This window comes from Streptomyces sp. NPDC023573 (assembly GCF_055559735.1).
On record NZ_JBVHKB010000014.1, the window covers coordinates 91,821 to 108,815 of the forward strand.

At 65.1% G+C, this 16,995-nt stretch carries 13 protein-coding genes, 2 pseudogenes and 1 CRISPR repeat array (1 of these 16 cut by a window edge); of the genes and pseudogenes, 8 read left to right on the forward strand and 7 right to left on the reverse strand.

Translation table 11 applies throughout. The annotated features are described in order from the left end of the window. Positions 1–482: direct repeats of the CRISPR family, unit length 29 nt; unit sequence GTGCTCCCCGCGCCCGCGGGGATGGTCCC (it extends 218 nt beyond the left edge of the window). A 365-nt stretch (positions 483–847) separates the two neighbouring features. Further along, positions 848–1,656, forward strand: a protein-coding gene (locus ACZ32T_RS32950; RefSeq protein ID WP_467370939.1) for an IS5 family transposase whose coding sequence is annotated in 2 segments (ribosomal slippage) — positions 848–1,196 and positions 1,196–1,656 — 810 coding nt in all. Because the reading frame shifts where the segments join, the coding sequence is not laid out codon by codon here. A gap of 105 nt (positions 1,657–1,761) precedes the next feature. After that, positions 1,762–2,150, forward strand: a pseudogene (locus tag ACZ32T_RS32955) (transposase); the annotation flags it as partial. A 3-nt stretch (positions 2,151–2,153) separates the two neighbouring features. Here ACZ32T_RS32955 and ACZ32T_RS32960 read toward each other — a convergent pair. Further along, positions 2,154–2,468, reverse strand: a pseudogene (locus ACZ32T_RS32960) (transposase); the annotation flags it as partial. Between the two features lie 390 nt (positions 2,469–2,858). Here ACZ32T_RS32960 and ACZ32T_RS32965 point away from each other — a divergent pair. After that, positions 2,859–3,266 carry a transposase gene (locus tag ACZ32T_RS32965; protein ID WP_467371121.1) on the forward strand — a complete coding sequence of 136 codons (408 nt, stop codon included), beginning with the start codon at positions 2,859–2,861 and terminating at the stop codon, positions 3,264–3,266. A 436-nt stretch (positions 3,267–3,702) separates the two neighbouring features. Here the strand turns inward: ACZ32T_RS32965 and ACZ32T_RS32970 are convergent, their stop codons facing one another. Further along, positions 3,703–4,212: an Imm1 family immunity protein gene (locus ACZ32T_RS32970; RefSeq protein ID WP_467370942.1), complete on the reverse strand. Its 510-nt coding sequence runs from the start codon at positions 4,210–4,212 to the stop codon at positions 3,703–3,705. Beyond that, on the reverse strand, positions 4,209–7,826 hold the full coding sequence (locus ACZ32T_RS32975; protein WP_467370944.1) for a DddA-like double-stranded DNA deaminase toxin: 3,618 nt from the start codon (positions 7,824–7,826) through the stop codon (positions 4,209–4,211). Before ACZ32T_RS32975 ends, ACZ32T_RS32970 begins: the two co-directional genes overlap by 4 nt. A gap of 630 nt (positions 7,827–8,456) precedes the next feature. On the opposite strand from ACZ32T_RS32975, the gene ACZ32T_RS32980 reads away from it, so the two are divergent. Next, positions 8,457–8,933 (forward strand): hypothetical protein, encoded by a 477-nt coding sequence (locus ACZ32T_RS32980; protein ID WP_467370947.1) that lies wholly within the window; start codon positions 8,457–8,459, stop codon positions 8,931–8,933. Positions 8,934–9,081: 148 nt separating this feature from the next. After that, complete coding sequence (locus tag ACZ32T_RS32985; RefSeq protein ID WP_467370949.1) at positions 9,082–10,731, forward strand: trypsin-like serine protease; 1,650 nt, start codon at positions 9,082–9,084, stop codon at positions 10,729–10,731. A gap of 396 nt (positions 10,732–11,127) precedes the next feature. Here ACZ32T_RS32985 and ACZ32T_RS32990 read toward each other — a convergent pair whose 3' ends face one another. Continuing rightward, positions 11,128–11,244: a hypothetical protein gene (locus ACZ32T_RS32990; RefSeq protein WP_467370952.1), complete on the reverse strand. Its 117-nt coding sequence runs from the start codon at positions 11,242–11,244 to the stop codon at positions 11,128–11,130. Positions 11,245–11,371: 127 nt separating this feature from the next. On the opposite strand from ACZ32T_RS32990, the gene ACZ32T_RS32995 reads away from it, so the two are divergent. Next, positions 11,372–11,620: a transposase gene (locus ACZ32T_RS32995; protein ID WP_467370956.1), complete on the forward strand. Its 249-nt coding sequence runs from the start codon at positions 11,372–11,374 to the stop codon at positions 11,618–11,620. A 45-nt stretch (positions 11,621–11,665) separates the two neighbouring features. On the opposite strand, the gene ACZ32T_RS33000 is transcribed toward ACZ32T_RS32995, so the two are convergent. Further along, positions 11,666–12,214, reverse strand: a complete 549-nt coding sequence (locus ACZ32T_RS33000) for a DUF4262 domain-containing protein (protein ID WP_467370958.1) — start codon at positions 12,212–12,214, stop codon at positions 11,666–11,668. Between the two features lie 298 nt (positions 12,215–12,512). Here ACZ32T_RS33000 and ACZ32T_RS33005 point away from each other — a divergent pair, with 298 nt between their 5' ends. Beyond that, positions 12,513–13,199, forward strand: a complete 687-nt coding sequence (locus ACZ32T_RS33005; RefSeq protein WP_467370960.1) for a hypothetical protein — start codon at positions 12,513–12,515, stop codon at positions 13,197–13,199. Between the two features lie 952 nt (positions 13,200–14,151). On the opposite strand, the gene ACZ32T_RS33010 is transcribed toward ACZ32T_RS33005, so the two are convergent. Then, positions 14,152–15,198, reverse strand: coding sequence for a hypothetical protein (locus ACZ32T_RS33010; protein WP_467370962.1), 1,047 nt, complete (start codon positions 15,196–15,198; stop codon positions 14,152–14,154). 78 nt (positions 15,199–15,276) lie between these two features. After that, positions 15,277–15,672 (reverse strand): hypothetical protein, encoded by a 396-nt coding sequence (locus ACZ32T_RS33015; protein ID WP_467370964.1) that lies wholly within the window; start codon positions 15,670–15,672, stop codon positions 15,277–15,279. A 226-nt stretch (positions 15,673–15,898) separates the two neighbouring features. Here ACZ32T_RS33015 and ACZ32T_RS33020 point away from each other — a divergent pair, with 226 nt between their 5' ends. Continuing rightward, positions 15,899–16,882 (forward strand): phosphotransferase family protein, encoded by a 984-nt coding sequence (locus tag ACZ32T_RS33020; protein WP_467370967.1) that lies wholly within the window; start codon positions 15,899–15,901, stop codon positions 16,880–16,882. Positions 16,883–16,995 lie beyond the last annotated feature (113 nt).

The following is a 16,995-nucleotide window of genomic DNA, read 5'->3' on the forward strand; positions in this document are numbered from 1 at the left end:
CACCGTGAGGCAACGTGAGGCACCGTGTGCTCCCCGCGCCCGCGGGGATGGTCCCCGACCACGGGGGCAGTCGACAGGAGCCTGTACGTGCTCCCCGCGCCCGCGGGGATGGTCCCGGGCCGGAGCTCCCGTGCGCGGCCGGGGGTGGGTGCTCCCCGCGCCCGCGGGGATGGTCCCACGCCGCGCAGCGATCCCGTGTCGTCCCGGACGTGCTCCCCGCGCCCGCGGGGATGGTCCTGGGTAGTTTTGGTTGGCGTTGACGATCGGCACGTGCTCCCCGCGCCCGCGGGGATGGTCCCGCAGACTCCGTCTCCTCGAGGCGGAGTTCACCGTGCTCCCCGCGCCCGCGGGGATGGTCCCCGGATGGTTCGCGAGCGGCTTTTCGCCGAGCGGTGTTCCCCGCGCCCGCGGGGATGGTCCCATGCTGTTCGCCAGCGGCGAGGAGCACGCGCGGTGCTCCCCGCGCTCGCGGGGATGGTCCCAGCGCAGCGAACCGCGCGGAGGCAACCGCGCAGTGCTCCCCGCGCCGCGGGGATGGTCCCACGATGTCGCCGTACTGCTCGCGCTCGATGGGGTGCTCCCCGCGCCCGCGGGGATGGTCCCTTCCGGCGGTCGTGGCTGCCCGCGATCCAGGCGTGCTCCCCGCGCCCGCGGGCCGGTCCCGCCTGGAACACCTCGCGGTAGTCGCGGCCTTGGTGCTCCCCGCGCCCGTCCTTAGACGAGCCCGGCGATCTGCCCACGGATGGTGACCCGGCGCCCGCCCGTGGGGGAGAGACGGTGAATGACTATCGGCGCGCTCATCTCTTAAGAAGCGATCTCATTTGGGCGACTCGGTATTCTGTGAGTCATGGTGGGGATCGTTGAGCGGCTGGTGCCGGACGAGTTGTGGGAGTTGTTCCAGCGGGTGGTGCCGGAGGCGCCGACGCGGCCGCAGGGCGGTGGTCGGCGTCGGCACGGCGACCGAGAAGTGCTGGCGGCGATCGTCTTCGTGGCGACGTCGGGTTGTACCTGGCAGCAGCTGCCTTCGGCGTCGTTCGGCCCGTCCGGAGCGACCGCCCACCGGCGGTTTGCGGAGTGGTCGAAGGCCAGAGTGTGGGCCAAGCTCCACCGCCTGGTCCTCGACGAACTCGGTGCCCGCGGCGAGCTGGACTGGTCGAGGTGCGCGATCGACTCGGTGAACACGCGGGCCCTGAAAAGGGGGACCTGACAGGTCCGAATCCTGTCGACCGGGGCAAGTACGGCTCGAAGATTCACCTGATCACGGAACGATCGGGTCTGCCCATATCCGTCGGCATTTCCGGGGCCAACCTGCACGACAGCCAGGCCCTGATCCCGCTCGTGAAGGGCATCCCGCCAATCCGCTCGCGCCGCGGCCGGCGACGGCGCAAGCCCGCCAAACTCCACGCCGACAAGGGCTACGACTACGCCCACCTGCGTCGATGGTTACGCGAACGCGGCATCACCCACCGCATCGCCCGCAAGGGAGTCGAGTCCTCGCAACGGCTGGGCCGCCATCGCTGGACCGTGGAACGCACCATGGCCTGGCTCGCCGGCTGCCGCCGCCTCCACCGACGCTACGAACGCAAAGCCGACCACTTCCTCGCGTTCACCAGCATCGCCTGCACCCTCATCTGCTACCGGAGACTCGCCAAATGAGATGACTTCTAAGAGCTCGTAACACGATCTTGTTGATGTTGGCTGGTGGGGCGTTACCGGTGTGACGATTCCGCCGTTCGTGACGGTGTGGGTACTCGACCGTGGATCGTGGACGATAAGTTGTGGGCGTTGATCGAGCCGTTGCTGCCGCCGTGGCCGGAGCGGTCGCCGGGACCGCGGCCGGTATCGGACCGGCTCTGCCTGCATGGCATCCTGTTCGTCCTCTACAACGACATAGCCTGGCAACTGCTGCCGCTGGAGCTGGGGTTCGGCTCGGGACAGACATGCTGGCGGCGTCTGGACCGATGGCAGAAGGCAGGAGTCTTCGACCGGCTGCACCGGGTCCTGCTCGCCGAACTGAACGCGGCCGGCGAGCTCGACTGGTCGCGGGCGTGCGTGGATGGTTCCCACATCCGCGCGAAAAAGGGGGACCCGACACCGGTCCGTCGCCGGTCGACCGGCGGAAGACGGGCAGCAAGCACCTCCTAATGTTGTTGTCAAGCCGCTGGTGTGACGGGAAGTTGACGTTCAAAGCACCGTCCGTCACGGATCAGGGCCCACAGAACGTTCACCCGTCGCCGGGCCAGAGTGAGGACGGCTTGGGTATGCCGTTTGCCTTCAGCGCGCTTGCGTTCGTAGAAGCGACGAGACTCGTCACAACTGCGGATGCTGATCAGCGCGGAGGTGTAGAAGACTGGCTGGAGGCCACGGTGGTAGCGCCGGGGCCTGTGCAGATTGCCGCTGACGTTGCCGGGATTTCGGGGCACCGGAGCGACCCCCGCGAAGCTGGCGAGGCGGTCGGAACTGCCGAAACGGTTCCAAACACCTCGCCGCCCGGTGTCTCACGACGACCCGGCCGCTGATTACTCGCCGCGAGAGCAATCGTCTGCCCTCAGCGTCCAGAACCACACAATGATGGTGGGTCTTCCCGATGTCCGTACCTGCCCAGATGTGGACCACCAGTTCCTCCGGTCGTTTGATAGGCGCCGTACTCCCGGACGACCTCGCCAGCGTGGTCCTACTCAGCGATCACCCGCAGGGGCCCGCAACTCCTAATCAGCGGCCGGGTCGTCGTGAGACACCGGGCGGCGAGGTGTTTGGAACCATCGAGGGCAACCACCTGAAAGCCACACCCGGCATCTCTGGGTCTCTGGACCTTACGACTGGCCCGTCCAACCCACGCAACAACGTAGGACCACCTGATCTGCGACGGACGCGGCACCCCGCTCAAGGTCATCACGACCGCGGCCAACGTCAACGACGTCACCCAGACCCTCGCCCTGGTCGACGGGATCCCTCCCGTCGCGGGCCGCCCCGGCAGGCCCCGCCGACGCCCCGACGCCCTGCTCGGCGACAAGGGCTACGACTCCAACGCCCACCGCGACGAGCTGCGTCACCGACGGATCCTGCCGGTCATCTCCCGCAAGGGCTCACCCAACATCAAGGGCATCGGCAAGCTCCGCTACGTCGTGGAGCAGACCTTCGCCCTGCTCCACCACTTCAAACGCCTCGCAGTCCGCTGGGAACGCCGGACTGAACTCCACGACGCCTTCGTCTCCCTCGCCTGCAGCCTCATCTGCTGGAGACGACTCAAGAAGGCCCGATCATGATCGTGTTACGAGCTCGTAGAGGCCCGTCACGCCTTTCAACAAGTCGGCGAGCGCGTTTGTGCAGTAGCTGACGATGTTGCGGTGCTTCGTCGAGCCGTCCCAGATCCTGCACGTCGCCCAGCCCGAGCCGTTCAGTTCCCAGCTGAAGTGCAAGGACCTCGTCACTCAATCCCCCTGATCGCCTGCGGCCAACGCTACAGCGGTGCTGAAGACGTGGGACAGCGGGTACACCACTCATCCGTGCGTATCCAGTCGGTCATCGCGGCTTCTGTGTGTAGTCCGCTGTCTGCCGCTCTCGGGCATGTCGAAATTTCGTGAACCCGTTCACCCTGCTACTCCACCCACTGCCAGCAATCGTGAGCGACTACGGCCTGGCTGCCCCGAGTAGTCGGGGCAGCCAGGCCGTAGTCGTCAACACTCGGCTCGGTTCCTGAGCCTAATCCTCTTCGATGTAGAGCTCCCCGGTGTAATGCCCCTTCGTCCATTGCATTTGCGTAGGACGGAAACCTGTTCCTTCGCGAAAGTATTCTTCCACCACTGGGCGAACGCTAGACAAAGGCATCGCGCTGATTCGGTCGAAAAACGTAGGGCACGACGGATCAGAGAGGACTCGGGGATCCGAGTGCGGAGGTGTCGGGTTCAGAGACACCCACGCGTGGTTCGCGACGTCATGACCCACCTCTGCGGATATTTGATGGGCAAGCATTCCATCGGAATACCACAGAAGTCCTCCGTACCCTGACGAAAAATTGATTCCGATCGAGAGTACATTGTCTGGCGTTGTGGCGTAGTTCTTGTCGGCCGCTACGTCCCGGATGACTTGAAAAGCCAGGTCTACTGACGGCTTAAGTCGTTGACCGTCAGCGAATAGGGCATCGAGGTATTCGCCGACTGCGCTTTGGGTTTCCAGGTATACTGGCCTTTCACCCAACACCTTTAGTGTCATTTAGGCTTCGCTCCAAACAAAGTTTTCTTACCTCCAGGATAGTACACGGTGAGCTTGGACCCGACAGGTAGGATGTACCCGACCGCGTCCTCGCAGTTCTGAGCTTTAGTGCAGACCCCGGCGTTGTTGTTGATGACGACCGTGGCACTCTCTATGCCATTGGCTTCCATCCAGACTGCGTATTTTGTCTCGACATGCGAAGACGCCTTGTATTTCGTGTTCTTTCCTGCCGGGAACCCCTTTTTACCGGCCAGCGCCTTTTGGGCATCTGCCCACAGAGGGTCGTCGTACGCGTTTCCTTCGCCGTCGTACCACTTCTCCCCACTCTTCATCTGCTCGATGCCTGGCGGCAGATCCGGAATGGGGTCACCGTTGTCATCCAACAACTCGCCGACCGTTTTATCTCCATCATTCCACTCGGGGAGGCGGTCGGAAATATTCTTTACCCATTTGGGGCAGTAATCGGAGGCTGCTGTGAGGCTTCTTGAATTGCTCGCGCTGTCGACAAGGCAGCCAATAGCACGTCTTGCTCCGCGGGCAGACTGGAGAGCTTCGACGCCTTCGTCGATTTTTCCGAGGAGTTTGAGCTTGCCCCACGGGAGTAGACCGGTGGCAGCCATAGCGCAGTCTGTGGCTACGGGGTCTGCAATACATTTCTCGATGTCGGCGAGGCCGGTTATTGCCCACACCAAGTTATGTGCGGTGGTGCCAGGCTGCGCTACGTCGTAGATCCACCGGAAGATAGGCAGCTGACAGGGCGCTGGGAAGAACCGGCCTGGAACGCAAGTTTTCTTGCGTGGGCCCTCCTGTGCCTTGCGGTACTCTTCGGCCTCTCGTTGTGCTTCCTTCAGCTCTGCTTCAGCGAGCTGGAGCGTCTTTTTCCAGGCGGCGCCGGCCTCAGCTTCGGCCTGTTCCGCACTCTTGCCTGCGGCAATCGCCGACGCCCGGGCCGATTCCTTCGCTCGGTCTGCCTTTCTTGCCGATTCTCGGGCGTAGGCGGCAGAGAATTCTGCATTTGCTGCTGAGCTTTCGGCCGCTTCGGCGTCAGCGTCGGCCCGGTTTGCGGCGTTGCGCGCGGTGATGGCGGAGGTTGCTGCCTGCGCGGCGCTGCGCTCGGCAGAGTCAGCGGATGCATCGGCGGCGGCCGCGTGGGTTTCGGCCTGTTGGGCAGATTCCTGTGCTTTGGCGGAAGCCGCTGACGCGTCGCTCGATGCGTCTACGGCTTTGGCGGCGGCTTCGGCGGCGCGCCAGGCGTCCTCGTGTGCCTTGGCCGCAATCATCGATCCTTCGGCGAGGAGGCCTAGGAGGTGATGGTTGTGGGTGGTGGCGAGGTCGTCCTTGCGCTGGGCCATGTGTTGGCCGACGGTGACGAATTCGTGGATGAGTTCGGGGGGCCCGGCCAGTGCGATGGTGGCGGCTGACTTGAGCTCGGGTCCGCCTTCGGTGGCCAGCCGTGCGGTAATGATGCGCTCGTCCAGGAGCTGCTTGCCGTACTGGTCGGCTTGCAGAAACGTGGCGAGTGTCTTAGGGGTTCCGTCCTTGAGAGCTGCTTGCGCGGCCTCTTTGACGTAGGTGCCGCCCACGGTGGCCAGGTGGGCGACTTCGATCCGTATTTCGGTGCGGCCGGCTTCGTACTGGCCGGTGGTGTAGAAGGCCTCGATCTGCTCCGGGCTGCCGGATAGGGCGTCGGTGGCCGCGGTGCGGACGGATTCGAACGGGCTTTGGACGCTGAGGTCGACGACCCGCTGGCGGACGTCGCTCTGATTGGCCTCTCTCCAGCGGGTGCGCAGGTAGTCCAGGACATCCTGGTCGGTGCCGGACAACGCGCGGGCGGCGGCTTCCTGTTGCCAGGGGCCAAGCAGCTTCATGGCGCGGATGGCCAGCTGGCGGCCCTTGGTGGCAGTGGCCTGGATGTCGACGTCGGGCTGGCCGGCTTCCTGGGCCAGCTCGGCTGCCGTGGCTTCCAGAGAGCGGGCCTCGACTTCAGTGGAGGCAGAATCCTTGACAGCGGCCGCGGACGTTTCCTTCATCGACCGGGCACGTTCAATCGCCGCATCGGTGCGCGTGTCGAGTTCGGCGGCCTCAGTCTCCCGAGCCAAGGCGTAGATCTCGGTGGCCTGCTTCACCGCAGCTGTTGCGGCATCGGCTGCAATTTTGGCCTGATCGGCGTTTTTCTTGGACATGGCGGCATAGGTAGCCGAATCGCCTGCATGGTCGGCGGCTTCGTCCGCGAAATCGGCGGCCTTCCGCGCGTGACCGGCAGCGTTATTGGCAGCGTCGCGCGCAGCGTAGGCAGCCTTCGCCGAGCGGTCGGCCAGCACGGCGGCCCGGTCGGCGGCCCGGTCGGCGGCAGTGGCGTGACGGCGTGCTTCCGCCGCGGCGTTTCGCGCCTCGTCCGAGTGTGCGCCTGCAGCGTCGGCGTAGTCATTAGCCCTGGTCGCAGCGTCAGCTGCCGCACGCGCATTGGTAACGGCGCCCTTGGCGCTGAGGACAGCCGCCTTCGCAGCTTCCGAGGCCTTCCCCGCCTGCTCGGCGGCGAGCGCCGAATCCGCAGCCACGTCCGCGGCCTTGCGGGCGTTGGTGGCGGCTGTTCTCGCAGCAGCGGCGTCCGTCTCGTTCTTGCCGGCGGCAACGGCCTTCTTGTGCGCCTCACCCGCAGCGGTCGCGGCTTTGTTGGCAGCCGAGGCAGTCTGCGCGGCGGCTAGCGCGGCTCGCCGAGACGCCGCGTTGGCGGCATCCGCCGCTCCGATGGCCACCTGGGCAGACTCAGCTGCTGCCTTCGCAGCATTTGCGGCCTGCAAGGCCTTGACACCGGCTAGCTTGGCATCATCCTTGGCGGCCTCGGCCTCGGTGGCAGCACTCTCGGCTGCCTCCTTGGAAAGCCTGGAGGCCTCGATCGACTTCTTGGATGCTTCCTCTGCCTGCTTGGTGGCCTCCGCGGCCTGCTTTCCGGATTGCTTGGCCTGCTTGAGGAGCTCCTCGATATTGGTCTGTTCGAAATCGCGGGCGCGGGCGGTGAACTGCCCGATGTCCAAGAACTCGGCGATGTCGTCAGGGGTACCGCGCAGGGCGACGAGAGCGGCCGCCTTCACGTTCGCCGTGCCATTGGTGGCCATGTAGGCCGTTTCGATCCGGTTGTCGGTCTGCAGGGCCTTGTACTGGCCCTCGCTCAGGAAAAGCTCGCGCTCCTCGGAGGAGCCCTGGAGGGCAGCCTCGCCCGCCTCGTGGACGTATGTGCCGCCCAAGGTTGTCACCCGAGCTGTCTCGATGCGGGTATCAAGGTCTTGCGGTTCCTGATAACCGAAGAGGAGAAACTCTTCCAGCTCAGCCGGAGACGTCCGCAAGGCTGCAACTGCGGCTTCGCGAACATAAGGGCCACTGGTCATTGCCAGCCGCGCGGTCTCAATGCGGTTATCAGTGTTCTGGATGGACTCGGCACGCTCGAGGAACTTCCGGATGGCATCGTCACCGCCGAGCAAGGCTTGCTCAGCCGCTTCCTTCAGGCCAGTGCCGCCGGTCTTCCAGTAATTGACAATGTCGGCACGCACGCCATCGGGCAGTGGCGCCGGGTCCGTCTCCGCTGCCGCGGCAGGGGTTCCCAGCAGCCCCGCCAACAGGCCAGCAGATACCAGAACACCTAGTGCTCGTTTTCGATTCTTCAATCTTTCCAGCACTCCTGAGCTATCAGCCCGGGAGCTTATTCGCCGCCTCATTCGACAACTCCTCAAATGAATAACTCTAGCCCATGCGGGCACTCCTGTAGTGGCCACAAAAGCACAGGGAGTAATTACAGCAATTATTTTCTTGCGGAATTTCAGTGACTCGACTGAAAGCAGATTGATCGTACACACCAATCGAACACACGCGTCGCGAGTCGCAGGATGCTCGCAGCGAAGCGGGGGGCGCACACGCGTCGCTCCGGGCGGCATAGATGCAAGTATCACCAAGATCATCTAGCTTGTCGCATTAGCGCACTAAGCATGCCTCTGTCTCGTTTTGTTTAGGGCTGCTTGGATGGCCATGCCGTCGGCGAGGTCTATCGCGCTCGCGGTTGCTTAACCAATCAAGAAGGTTGTGTGAAAAATCGTGGAATTTTTGTGATTCAAATTACCTCGACCTCGCGCCAGAGGGGATTTGTGGCGTGATTTACTTCCCCTCGGTATAGCCTGCGCCGCGCAATTTCCATCGGCTCTCATTCCGAAAGGCCCCTTGTGTCCATCACGCATGCACGGAAAGCTCTCTTGATGGGACTGGCCGCCACACTGGCAGCCGGCCTGACCACGCTCGGTGTGGCCCATGCCGACATGAAAAGCGCCTCCACCTTGGCTGCCGAAGGTGACATGCCGTCTGCGGTCGAAGACTTCGCCTACCCCAATGCGGCGCAGATCGAGGAAGAGACGGGAGCGGTTCTCAAGAGCGGCAACGGTCACCTGCTATTTGCGTCATGCGATGGCAGTGAGGACATTCAAATAGAAAGCGTGCATGAGCAGGATATGCAGCTTTACTGTTTCAGGCTAACTGCTAAGCCCGCATTTATTGCACTTGAAATCCCGCAGGCGTACGGAATCTGGACCACGGACGATCCCGTGAAAACTACCGTTCGGAAAAACGACGGCACGTCTAGCGTCATCAACGCACCGGCCGGCGAATTTACCGGATACGGCGAATCCGGAGCTGATCGCGAGCGCACCACGCTGATCGAACTTCGCGTCACAAACTGACACGCCCCGCGCCAGCCGCCCCCGGTTCATAGGGCCCGGGTGCGAGCGAAAAACGCGCCCATCACAGCACCTTTAACGCCGAGACCGAGTCCACCGTTTGCATATCCACGGCACCGGGCTTGGACCGCTCAATTCGTAAGGAACACATATGTCTGGCACGCGTTCACGCTCTGCGTGGGCCGCCGCGCTGCTCACCGCAGCGGTTTCGGCCGGCACGCTCACTGGCTTTCCTGCGCAGGCTTTGGATGGTGCCGCCGCAGCGAGCGGCGCGAGCACCTTCACAGCGAAGATCGACGTCGGCGGGGTACGTGCCTGTTCAGGCACGCTTATCAATAACCAGTGGATGATCACTGCCGCGAGCTGCTTCGCCGACGACCCGGCCCAGGCCACCTCATTGCCGGCCGGTGCGCCGAAGCTGAAGTCCACCGTCACCATCGGCCGTACCGATCTGGCCGCCGCCACCGGCGAGGTACGTGACATTACCCAGCTGATACCGCGCACCGACCGTGATCTGGTGCTGGCGAAGCTTTCCTCCCCGGTCTACGGTTTGTCGTTCCTGCACCCCGCCACCAACGCCCCGGTCGTCGGCGAAGCGCTGAAGGGAGCTGGATACGGGCGAACCAAGGACACCTGGGTTCCCAACCAGCTGCACACCGCTGAGTACACCGCGGGCACGGTCGAGGCCACCGCCCTGGGCATCGACGGCACCGCAGTCTGCAAGGGCGACACCGGCGGGCCCGTCCTGCGTGAGAAGAACGGCCGCCCCGAACTCGCGGCGATCGTCACCAACTCCTGGCAGGGCGGCTGCCTGGGCGCCGACCCCGCCGAGAGCCGTACCGGTGCCGCCGCTTCGCGAGTGGACGACATCCGAGCCTGGATCACCGAGAACAGTGCCTCCACGCTCAATACGTGGAACTTGCAGATGGTCACCGAGACCAGCAGCGGCCTGTACCACGGCATGCGGAACAGTAACGGTGACTGGACCGGGTTCGCCGACGTGGAGAAGGTCGCCGGTCAGGTCACCGACGTCGCCTACGCTGCGGACGCCGCGATCAAGGGCAAGAACTACATCTTCGCCGTCGGTGGCGACAGCCACCTCTATATGGCTGCCCGCCGGTCCACCGGCGGCTGGGACGCCTTTCGGGACATGAACTCCACACTCGGTGCCAAGACCGGTCTCACCCGCGTCGCGGTCACCTCCACCGGCCCCGGTCTGGCCCTGGTCGGTCTCGCAGGCGGCCGTGTCTACCACGCCACCATGGACGCGGATGAAACCTGGTCGAAGTGGGCGGACGCATCCGCGAAGCTCGGCACCCTCGCCGATGCCACCCAGCTCACCATCTCCCAGACCTCTGGTGGCAACACCAACGTCGGAATCGTCGCCGGCGGGAAGGCTTACCACGGCCAGCGCCACAGTGACGGCACCTGGAGCGCCTGGGGCAACGTCACTCAGTTCGCCCCCGGCATCGGCACCGTGAACGGCATGGCCTTCGCAGGCATCGGTGAGGACCTGCAGGTCATTCTCACCAGCACCACCGGCCTCAACAAGCATGGCATCCGCGACAGCGAGGGCCACTGGGGCGACTTCGGCGACCTGAGCTCCAAGCTCGGCAAGGACATCGCCACCTCCGTCGACGCCGCCGCGGTCGCCGGCGAATTCCAGGCCGCCATCGTCACCACCGACGGCAAGATCAAGCACACCCTGCGCCACGATAACGGCAAGTGGGACGCCCCGGAACAAGTCGGAAACATCCCCGGTGCTCCTGCCACCGTCGCCCTCACCGGCAGCGCCGGCTAACACTTCCCCGCCCACATCAACGCCGGCCCGGCAACGCCTCGTTGCCGGGGCGGCCCACGGACTTTGATCTTGGCGCAACTGCCGCTTCGAATCAGGTGCATGTGCACGCTCCTCAGGCACAGCCCCGTCTACCGCAGACGGCAGGCCGTGCCAATACGGGGCGGAGGCCGGCGGCGAACGCTTTGAAACGTGCACTGGGGGTACCGCAAAGGTCCGCCGCGTGTGCTGGCCGAGGTGGGGAAGGCTCTCGCCGGTGGTCTGATCGGCGAGTGCCTACGCACAACCATGACTGCCGGGTCGCTTAGCTGCGTCCCACCGACTGCTTTCCCCAGCGTTCCGTACGGCCGGGCCGCCGACTTCGAAGATGCGGCTGGCATCGACGCGATCGTCATCGAGCTAAAGCCCAGGCTTGTCAGCAAGGAACTGTTCGATGTTCGCGTCCATGCCAAGGAGCGCCTGCTCCGCAGCCTCCTTGACTCCTGCACCTCCGTACAGCAGCGCATCGACGGCCATCTCTCGCTATGCCTTCCGGTATCTCGACTTCGTCGGCGGCGAATGCGATCTTGGGGAGCCGTCGCGGAGCGTGACACCGTGGTTCGATTGCGAAGGCCTGGCTCCTACGAGACGGCGTACGCCTTGTGTGCTCACCGGCCGCCTCGGCGCCACTCTCCCCACCTGGATCGACGCCGTCGACGCCAGTCGGCTGCCCGGGCTCACCGGCTTCGCACTCCACCTGCGCCGGGACCTCGACGCCGTGACCGCCGGCCTCACTCTGGGCTGGAGTTCCGGCAGCATCGAGGGCACCGTGAACCGCATCAAGAAGATCAAGCGGCAGCTCTACGGCCGGGCCGAATTCGAACTGCTACGCAAGATGATCTTGCTTCGATAGCGCATCGCCCGGGTGCCGGCTCGCCAGCTTCCCGGCCCCTCGAGATCAGAGTTCGGCCGTCCAGATCCCGACAGGATGGTCACGCGAAGGGAGCCACAACTGAGGCTGTGAGTCGCGATGCCTCTCGTCAGCCTGCCCATCCCAGTGGAAACGGCCCTCGGTATCAGGCCACGCGACTTGCAGTACGGGGAGAGGTGACCGCCGGTAGAACCCGATGGCCTGTCCGAAGAAGGTCCGGTGCCAGCTGCGATCAACCTGCCTGAGCGCGATTCGATGGCCAGAAACAACATCAGGATGGCGCTGGCCGTCGGCCAACACTTCACCCACGGCAGACTTCTCTCCGAGCGTGTTGAGCATGCGGTGCATGGCGTGGACATCGAGCCCGAACATGGCGAGTTCAGGTCCGCCGTGCATGTGCGCGAGGCCGATCGTGTAAGCGAATCCAGGACCGATCTCGTCTTCGGGAACCATCACGACGTGCCATCCGTGCTGCTGCACATGCTCGATGACCGTCAGATCCATGCGGTCCGCTTCGTCCCGGTCGCCGTAGTCATGGCAGAGGACACAGCGGCACTGGAACGGATCATCGGTCATGTGCGGAGGGTACGAGGTGGGCCCTCATGTCGAGCCCCCGGGGTCTGCACCCCTCTCAATCGAACAGCGCCATCACCCTTCGTAACGGCTCCCCAAGATCTGTGCCAGAACCCGCTACTGCTCGATAAAGCCACGACCTGCGATCCCAGCAGCTGGGAGACCAGGACTGTCGAGACCATGGCGGCACAGGTAGCGCACAGCGCAGCAGCGAACTCATCGGGGAGATTGGCATTATTAACGGCGGCTGATCCCAAACTGGATGCAGTTCGCCGACGAACTTACGAACAGGACACTGTAGATGCCTCGCACCACACGATCCGGCGCCGCACGACTGGCCGGTCTCCTCTTCGCGGCCGTGCTCACCGCCACGGCGGCCACCGGGTGCGGCGGCGGGGACCCCGTGGGCTCAGAGGCAAATCCGGCCTTGCCAAAGCAGGCCGGTGCCGGACAGGCATCAAAGGCGATCTCTTTGAGCGCCGCTGAGCTGGAGGCTGCTCTGCCCAACCAGCTCAGCGTCCCGGCAGACCTGAACCAGCCCCGTACCAGGAAGGCCTGGGACGCTCTGGATGCCACGAACTGCCGATCCGAAGCATGGCCGGACCTCTGGTGCGCGAAGGCAGTGGCTGTGGGGCTGGCCGACCTCACGAACCGCAAGGACCAACTGTTGACGGTTCGGCTCATCTCCTTTCCCGACAGTGACACCGCGGCACAGCTCTTCGAAGGAGAAGGGACCCCGGACGAAGTCGGCGAGAACCCGCCGGGCGACGAGATCGACGGGTTCGAGATCGAAGGCTCTAAGCAGGCGGGGACGTGGAGCGGCAAGGGCATCAACGTCCGCGAGGGATCCGTCACCGCCAAGATTGAGTACACGTGGGCCGATGGCACAGTCGTTCCCGCCGAGCGCATGCAGAAACTGACGAACATGGTCGTCCAGCGGATCCAACAAGCACAGAAAAGCGAACCGCCCACCGCGTCGGCCCGCTGAACTCCACCCGGCACCCGGACGTGTGCAACCCCGTGGCGAAGGTTTGCGAGCGTGGCCGACAGCCGTCACCGGCCGCGTTCGCTTCTCGCTCGGCCGGTGGGTTCCCGTCCCGCGTTCGACGTGGCAGGCGTGCCGCCTGGCCGCCGACTTCGGCGAAGGGATGGACGCCCGGACCGCGTGGGTGAGAGTCCGCCTGGCCCGTCATCCTGAAGAACGCGGCTACGCCATGAGCTACCTGGACGACGATCGTCGGGCCGCGGACTGAGCAGAGCTCAGGCGCCGGCCTCCGGCTCACGCTAGCGGCGCCCTCGCCGGACACGGCCGCACCGGTCTCATCATCGGTAGACCACAGGGCGCGCGCGAGGAAGTACAGGGCGACCCCCCGGCGTGTATGAACACACCCCAGCCGAAGACCAGCAGAAGGACGTTCGCGTCGCCTGCAGGCGACGCCCTGCATGGTGGTGAACAGCCACGGGAACCACGCGGAGCGTACGAACCCCGGGTCCGCGTACCGGCCGCCACTCCGGCGCCACGCCAGCAGCGGGACCGACGCAAAGCCGACGCTGGCCAGGCAGTACATGAAGACGAAGTAGTCGTTGGCGATGAACTGGTGGCCGTTGGTGATCCCGAGGTAGGCAACCCCGGCAGGAAGAGCACGACCGGCACCCCCAATCCCAATACCTTGCCGCGGGCTCGAACTTTCGCCACGCTCTCCCCCTGCTGTCGTCGTCTCATCCGGCTCCGTGCCGGCCGCGCACCGACGGGTCCGACAATCGACAGGAGGGCCAAGAGGCGGAGCCGGCTACTCGCGCCGCGCGAGCTCCTCAACGGTGGCACGTCGCGGATGACGTACGGCTGGCCGCTGTAGTCCACGGAGACCGTTGCCCCAGGACGTCGTCCTCAGCGTCGTAGAAGATGTGCTCGAGATCCTCGAAGCCCTGCGAGCGTGCCGTTACTGCAATTGTTCGGCATGACGGTGATGCTGGATCGCGCGGGGAGGGAAGGCCCGGGCCATCCAGTCTACGGGTGCTCCGGCTTGGCGCAGGGTCTCGATCTGCCGATTGTAGTCGCGTCCCTCAGGGCTTGCGTGGACGCGTAGATAGAGAGGGTCGCGAGCGTCCGTGTCATGGCCGGCGAAGTACAGGGAGCACGTGTGACCCCACTGATATGGAGCATCCGGTTCGGCGCAGAAGCAGAACCGGTGGGACACCTGCAGGGACAGGCCCCATCGCGGGTGGCACAGCCGCTGCAGGAGCTGGTCGTGCCACAGGGCGAGAGGGTGGGCGGTGCGGGCATCGATCTTCCACCCGTCACCGTCGTCCCAGCACTGTACGCGGTAGAAGGCGGTGACGGTGTGGAAGAGAGCGATTCGGCGCAGCAAGGCGCTACCCACCGCGGCTCGCCGGGAGCGGGAGCGTTCGAGGCTGGGAAAGGCATGGATGTGGGCGGATTCCGCAGGATCGATCTTCGAGGTCGTCCACAGCGGTCGCCGACCGTTGCCTTCGCACCAGTGCCGATGCCGGAGTTCGATTTCCTCCCACCTTTCTGACAGCCCGATAGGAAGGGTGAGCACGACCGTGGCTGCTTGTCCGAGGTCTTGCGCCGCGTGCAGCAGCAGTTGCCGGGTGTTTACGTTGATGCCGCCGATCCGCAGGCCGGGGATGCCGGCGAGCTCGTCTCCACTTCCTGGGACGGGCGCCGCAGGCAGCAGGCGGCTCAGGCAGTACTCGGGGAAGGAGTACATCTGCCGGCCCAGGTAGGCATCCAGGTGCACGGTAAGAGATGTGCGGGAACCGGTCACTGATGCGATCCCGAACGGGTGCGCGCACAAGTCCGGGGAGGTGCCGAGTTGCTCGAGGACGTAGCTCTCCAGCAGCGCTTGGGACGGTGATGCCGATGGAACAGGTTGCCCGGTGCGAAGGCCGACGCGACGCGACTGCCCACTGCACTCGGCCCAGTAGCGAAGCTTGCGGGACTCCCACGATGCATGGCGGCTCACGACAGTGCCTTCCCGACGTGCCTGTGGCCCGATCCCGGCACGCCATAAACACTGACGAGCGGTTGAGTGTGATGTCGTTTATCCAGGCCGGAGCAAGCCCACGCTCCTTGCGCTCCAGGTACGCCGGATCGGGCGGCGGTCGAAGCGTGGCCCGCCAGGGGCCACGTCCATCATCCAGCACCCCCGGGCTGCGACAGACCATGTCGGCAGCGCTTCACCCGTATGGACGTAGCCGGAACGTACGGCGTTGATCGCCGCGGATGCCCGGTGCGCGCCCAACGTGGTGACCGCGATGATCGGTTGCGGAGCCAAGGGGTGGCCAGCCATGGGCCGGGGAGGCTGCTGGCGAGCAACGCCGTGGAACAAGAAACGCTTCGGTGAAGCCAAGCGGTAGCCGTCCTCTTCCATCAGTACGACGGTGGCGCCGAACGGGTCGGGGTGGTCCAGCTCGATCGGGGTGAAGGTGTAGTTCACCGCCGTCTGGATCGGCGAGACCAGCTCGCCGCCGGGCCACGGCCCAGGCGCCGGCCTCCAGCCCGACTACCGCGCCAGGGCCGCCACTGCGCCCTGCATAGCAGACCAGCGGCAACGCTGTGTACGCCGATACGGATCGGCCGTAAGGCCCCTGCCTGCTTGTGTGCCGTGACGTCACGTTCAAGCGGACCAACCGGCGATACAGACACAGCACTAACATGCTCGGATGCCCAACGAAACCGCCCCCGATGTCCTGCCGGACTTGGCCCGACGGCTGGTGCGCACATCCTTCGGGGCGCGCGCTACAGAACCGCAGACGCTCGCAGCCGGCGCCTGGTCCCAGGCGTTCGAGTTGACAATCGATGGCGCAGAGGTTGTCCTGCGCATCGGTGCCCATGGCGCCGACTTCGCCAAGGATGAAGTCGTTGCCCGTACCGCCGAGGCCGGTCTGCCCGTGCCACCCGTGCTGACCCGGGGCGCGCTCGGCTCTTGGCACTATGCGATCTCGGCACGCGCGCACGGGACCGCGTTCGACGACCTATCGGCCGCCGATGCGGAACTGACGCTGCCGAGCCTGCTGACCACGCTCGACACCGTCGGCAGAATCGACCTCGCCGGAACCGCTGGCTACGGCATCTGGACGCCGAACGAACAGGCCCCGTACGACTCCTGGGCGGAAGCGTTGCTCGCCCTCGGTACCGAGACCCCCCGAGTTCCCGGCTGGAGAGCGGCGCTCACCGACTCGGAGTTCGGGCTTGAGCCCGTGGAAACTGGGCTGGACGCACTCGCCTCCCTGGTGCCGTACCTGCCCGACGAGCGCCGCATGATCCACGGCGACCTACTCAGTCGCAACGTCCTCGCCGCCGACGGCACCGTCACCGCCGTGCTGGACTGGGGCAACGCTCTGTACGGCGACAGTCTCTACGATGCGGCCTGGCTCATTTACTGGTGGCCGTGGTACCCGCAATGGCGCGCCGTCGACATTCACGCCGCGCTGCAGAACCACTGGCGCGCCACCGGACCGCTCCCGGCCCAACTGCACGAGCGTCTGCACGCCTACCTCATCCACATCGGCCTCGATGCCATCGCCTACTGCACCTTCCAACGCCGCTGGGACGAGGTGCGAACCAACATCGACATCGTGACCGCCCTGGCCCGCAGCGCACCGGGCGACTACGTCCTCAACCCGCCAACGATCCGGTCCACGTAACGGTAATTACTGGCTCCTAGCCGGACGCGGTCAGTCACGCACTCGGGATCTCAGACACTCACTCAGCGCCGCAGCGAAGGCGTCCAAGGCGGCCTTGGGTATGCGCACTTCCA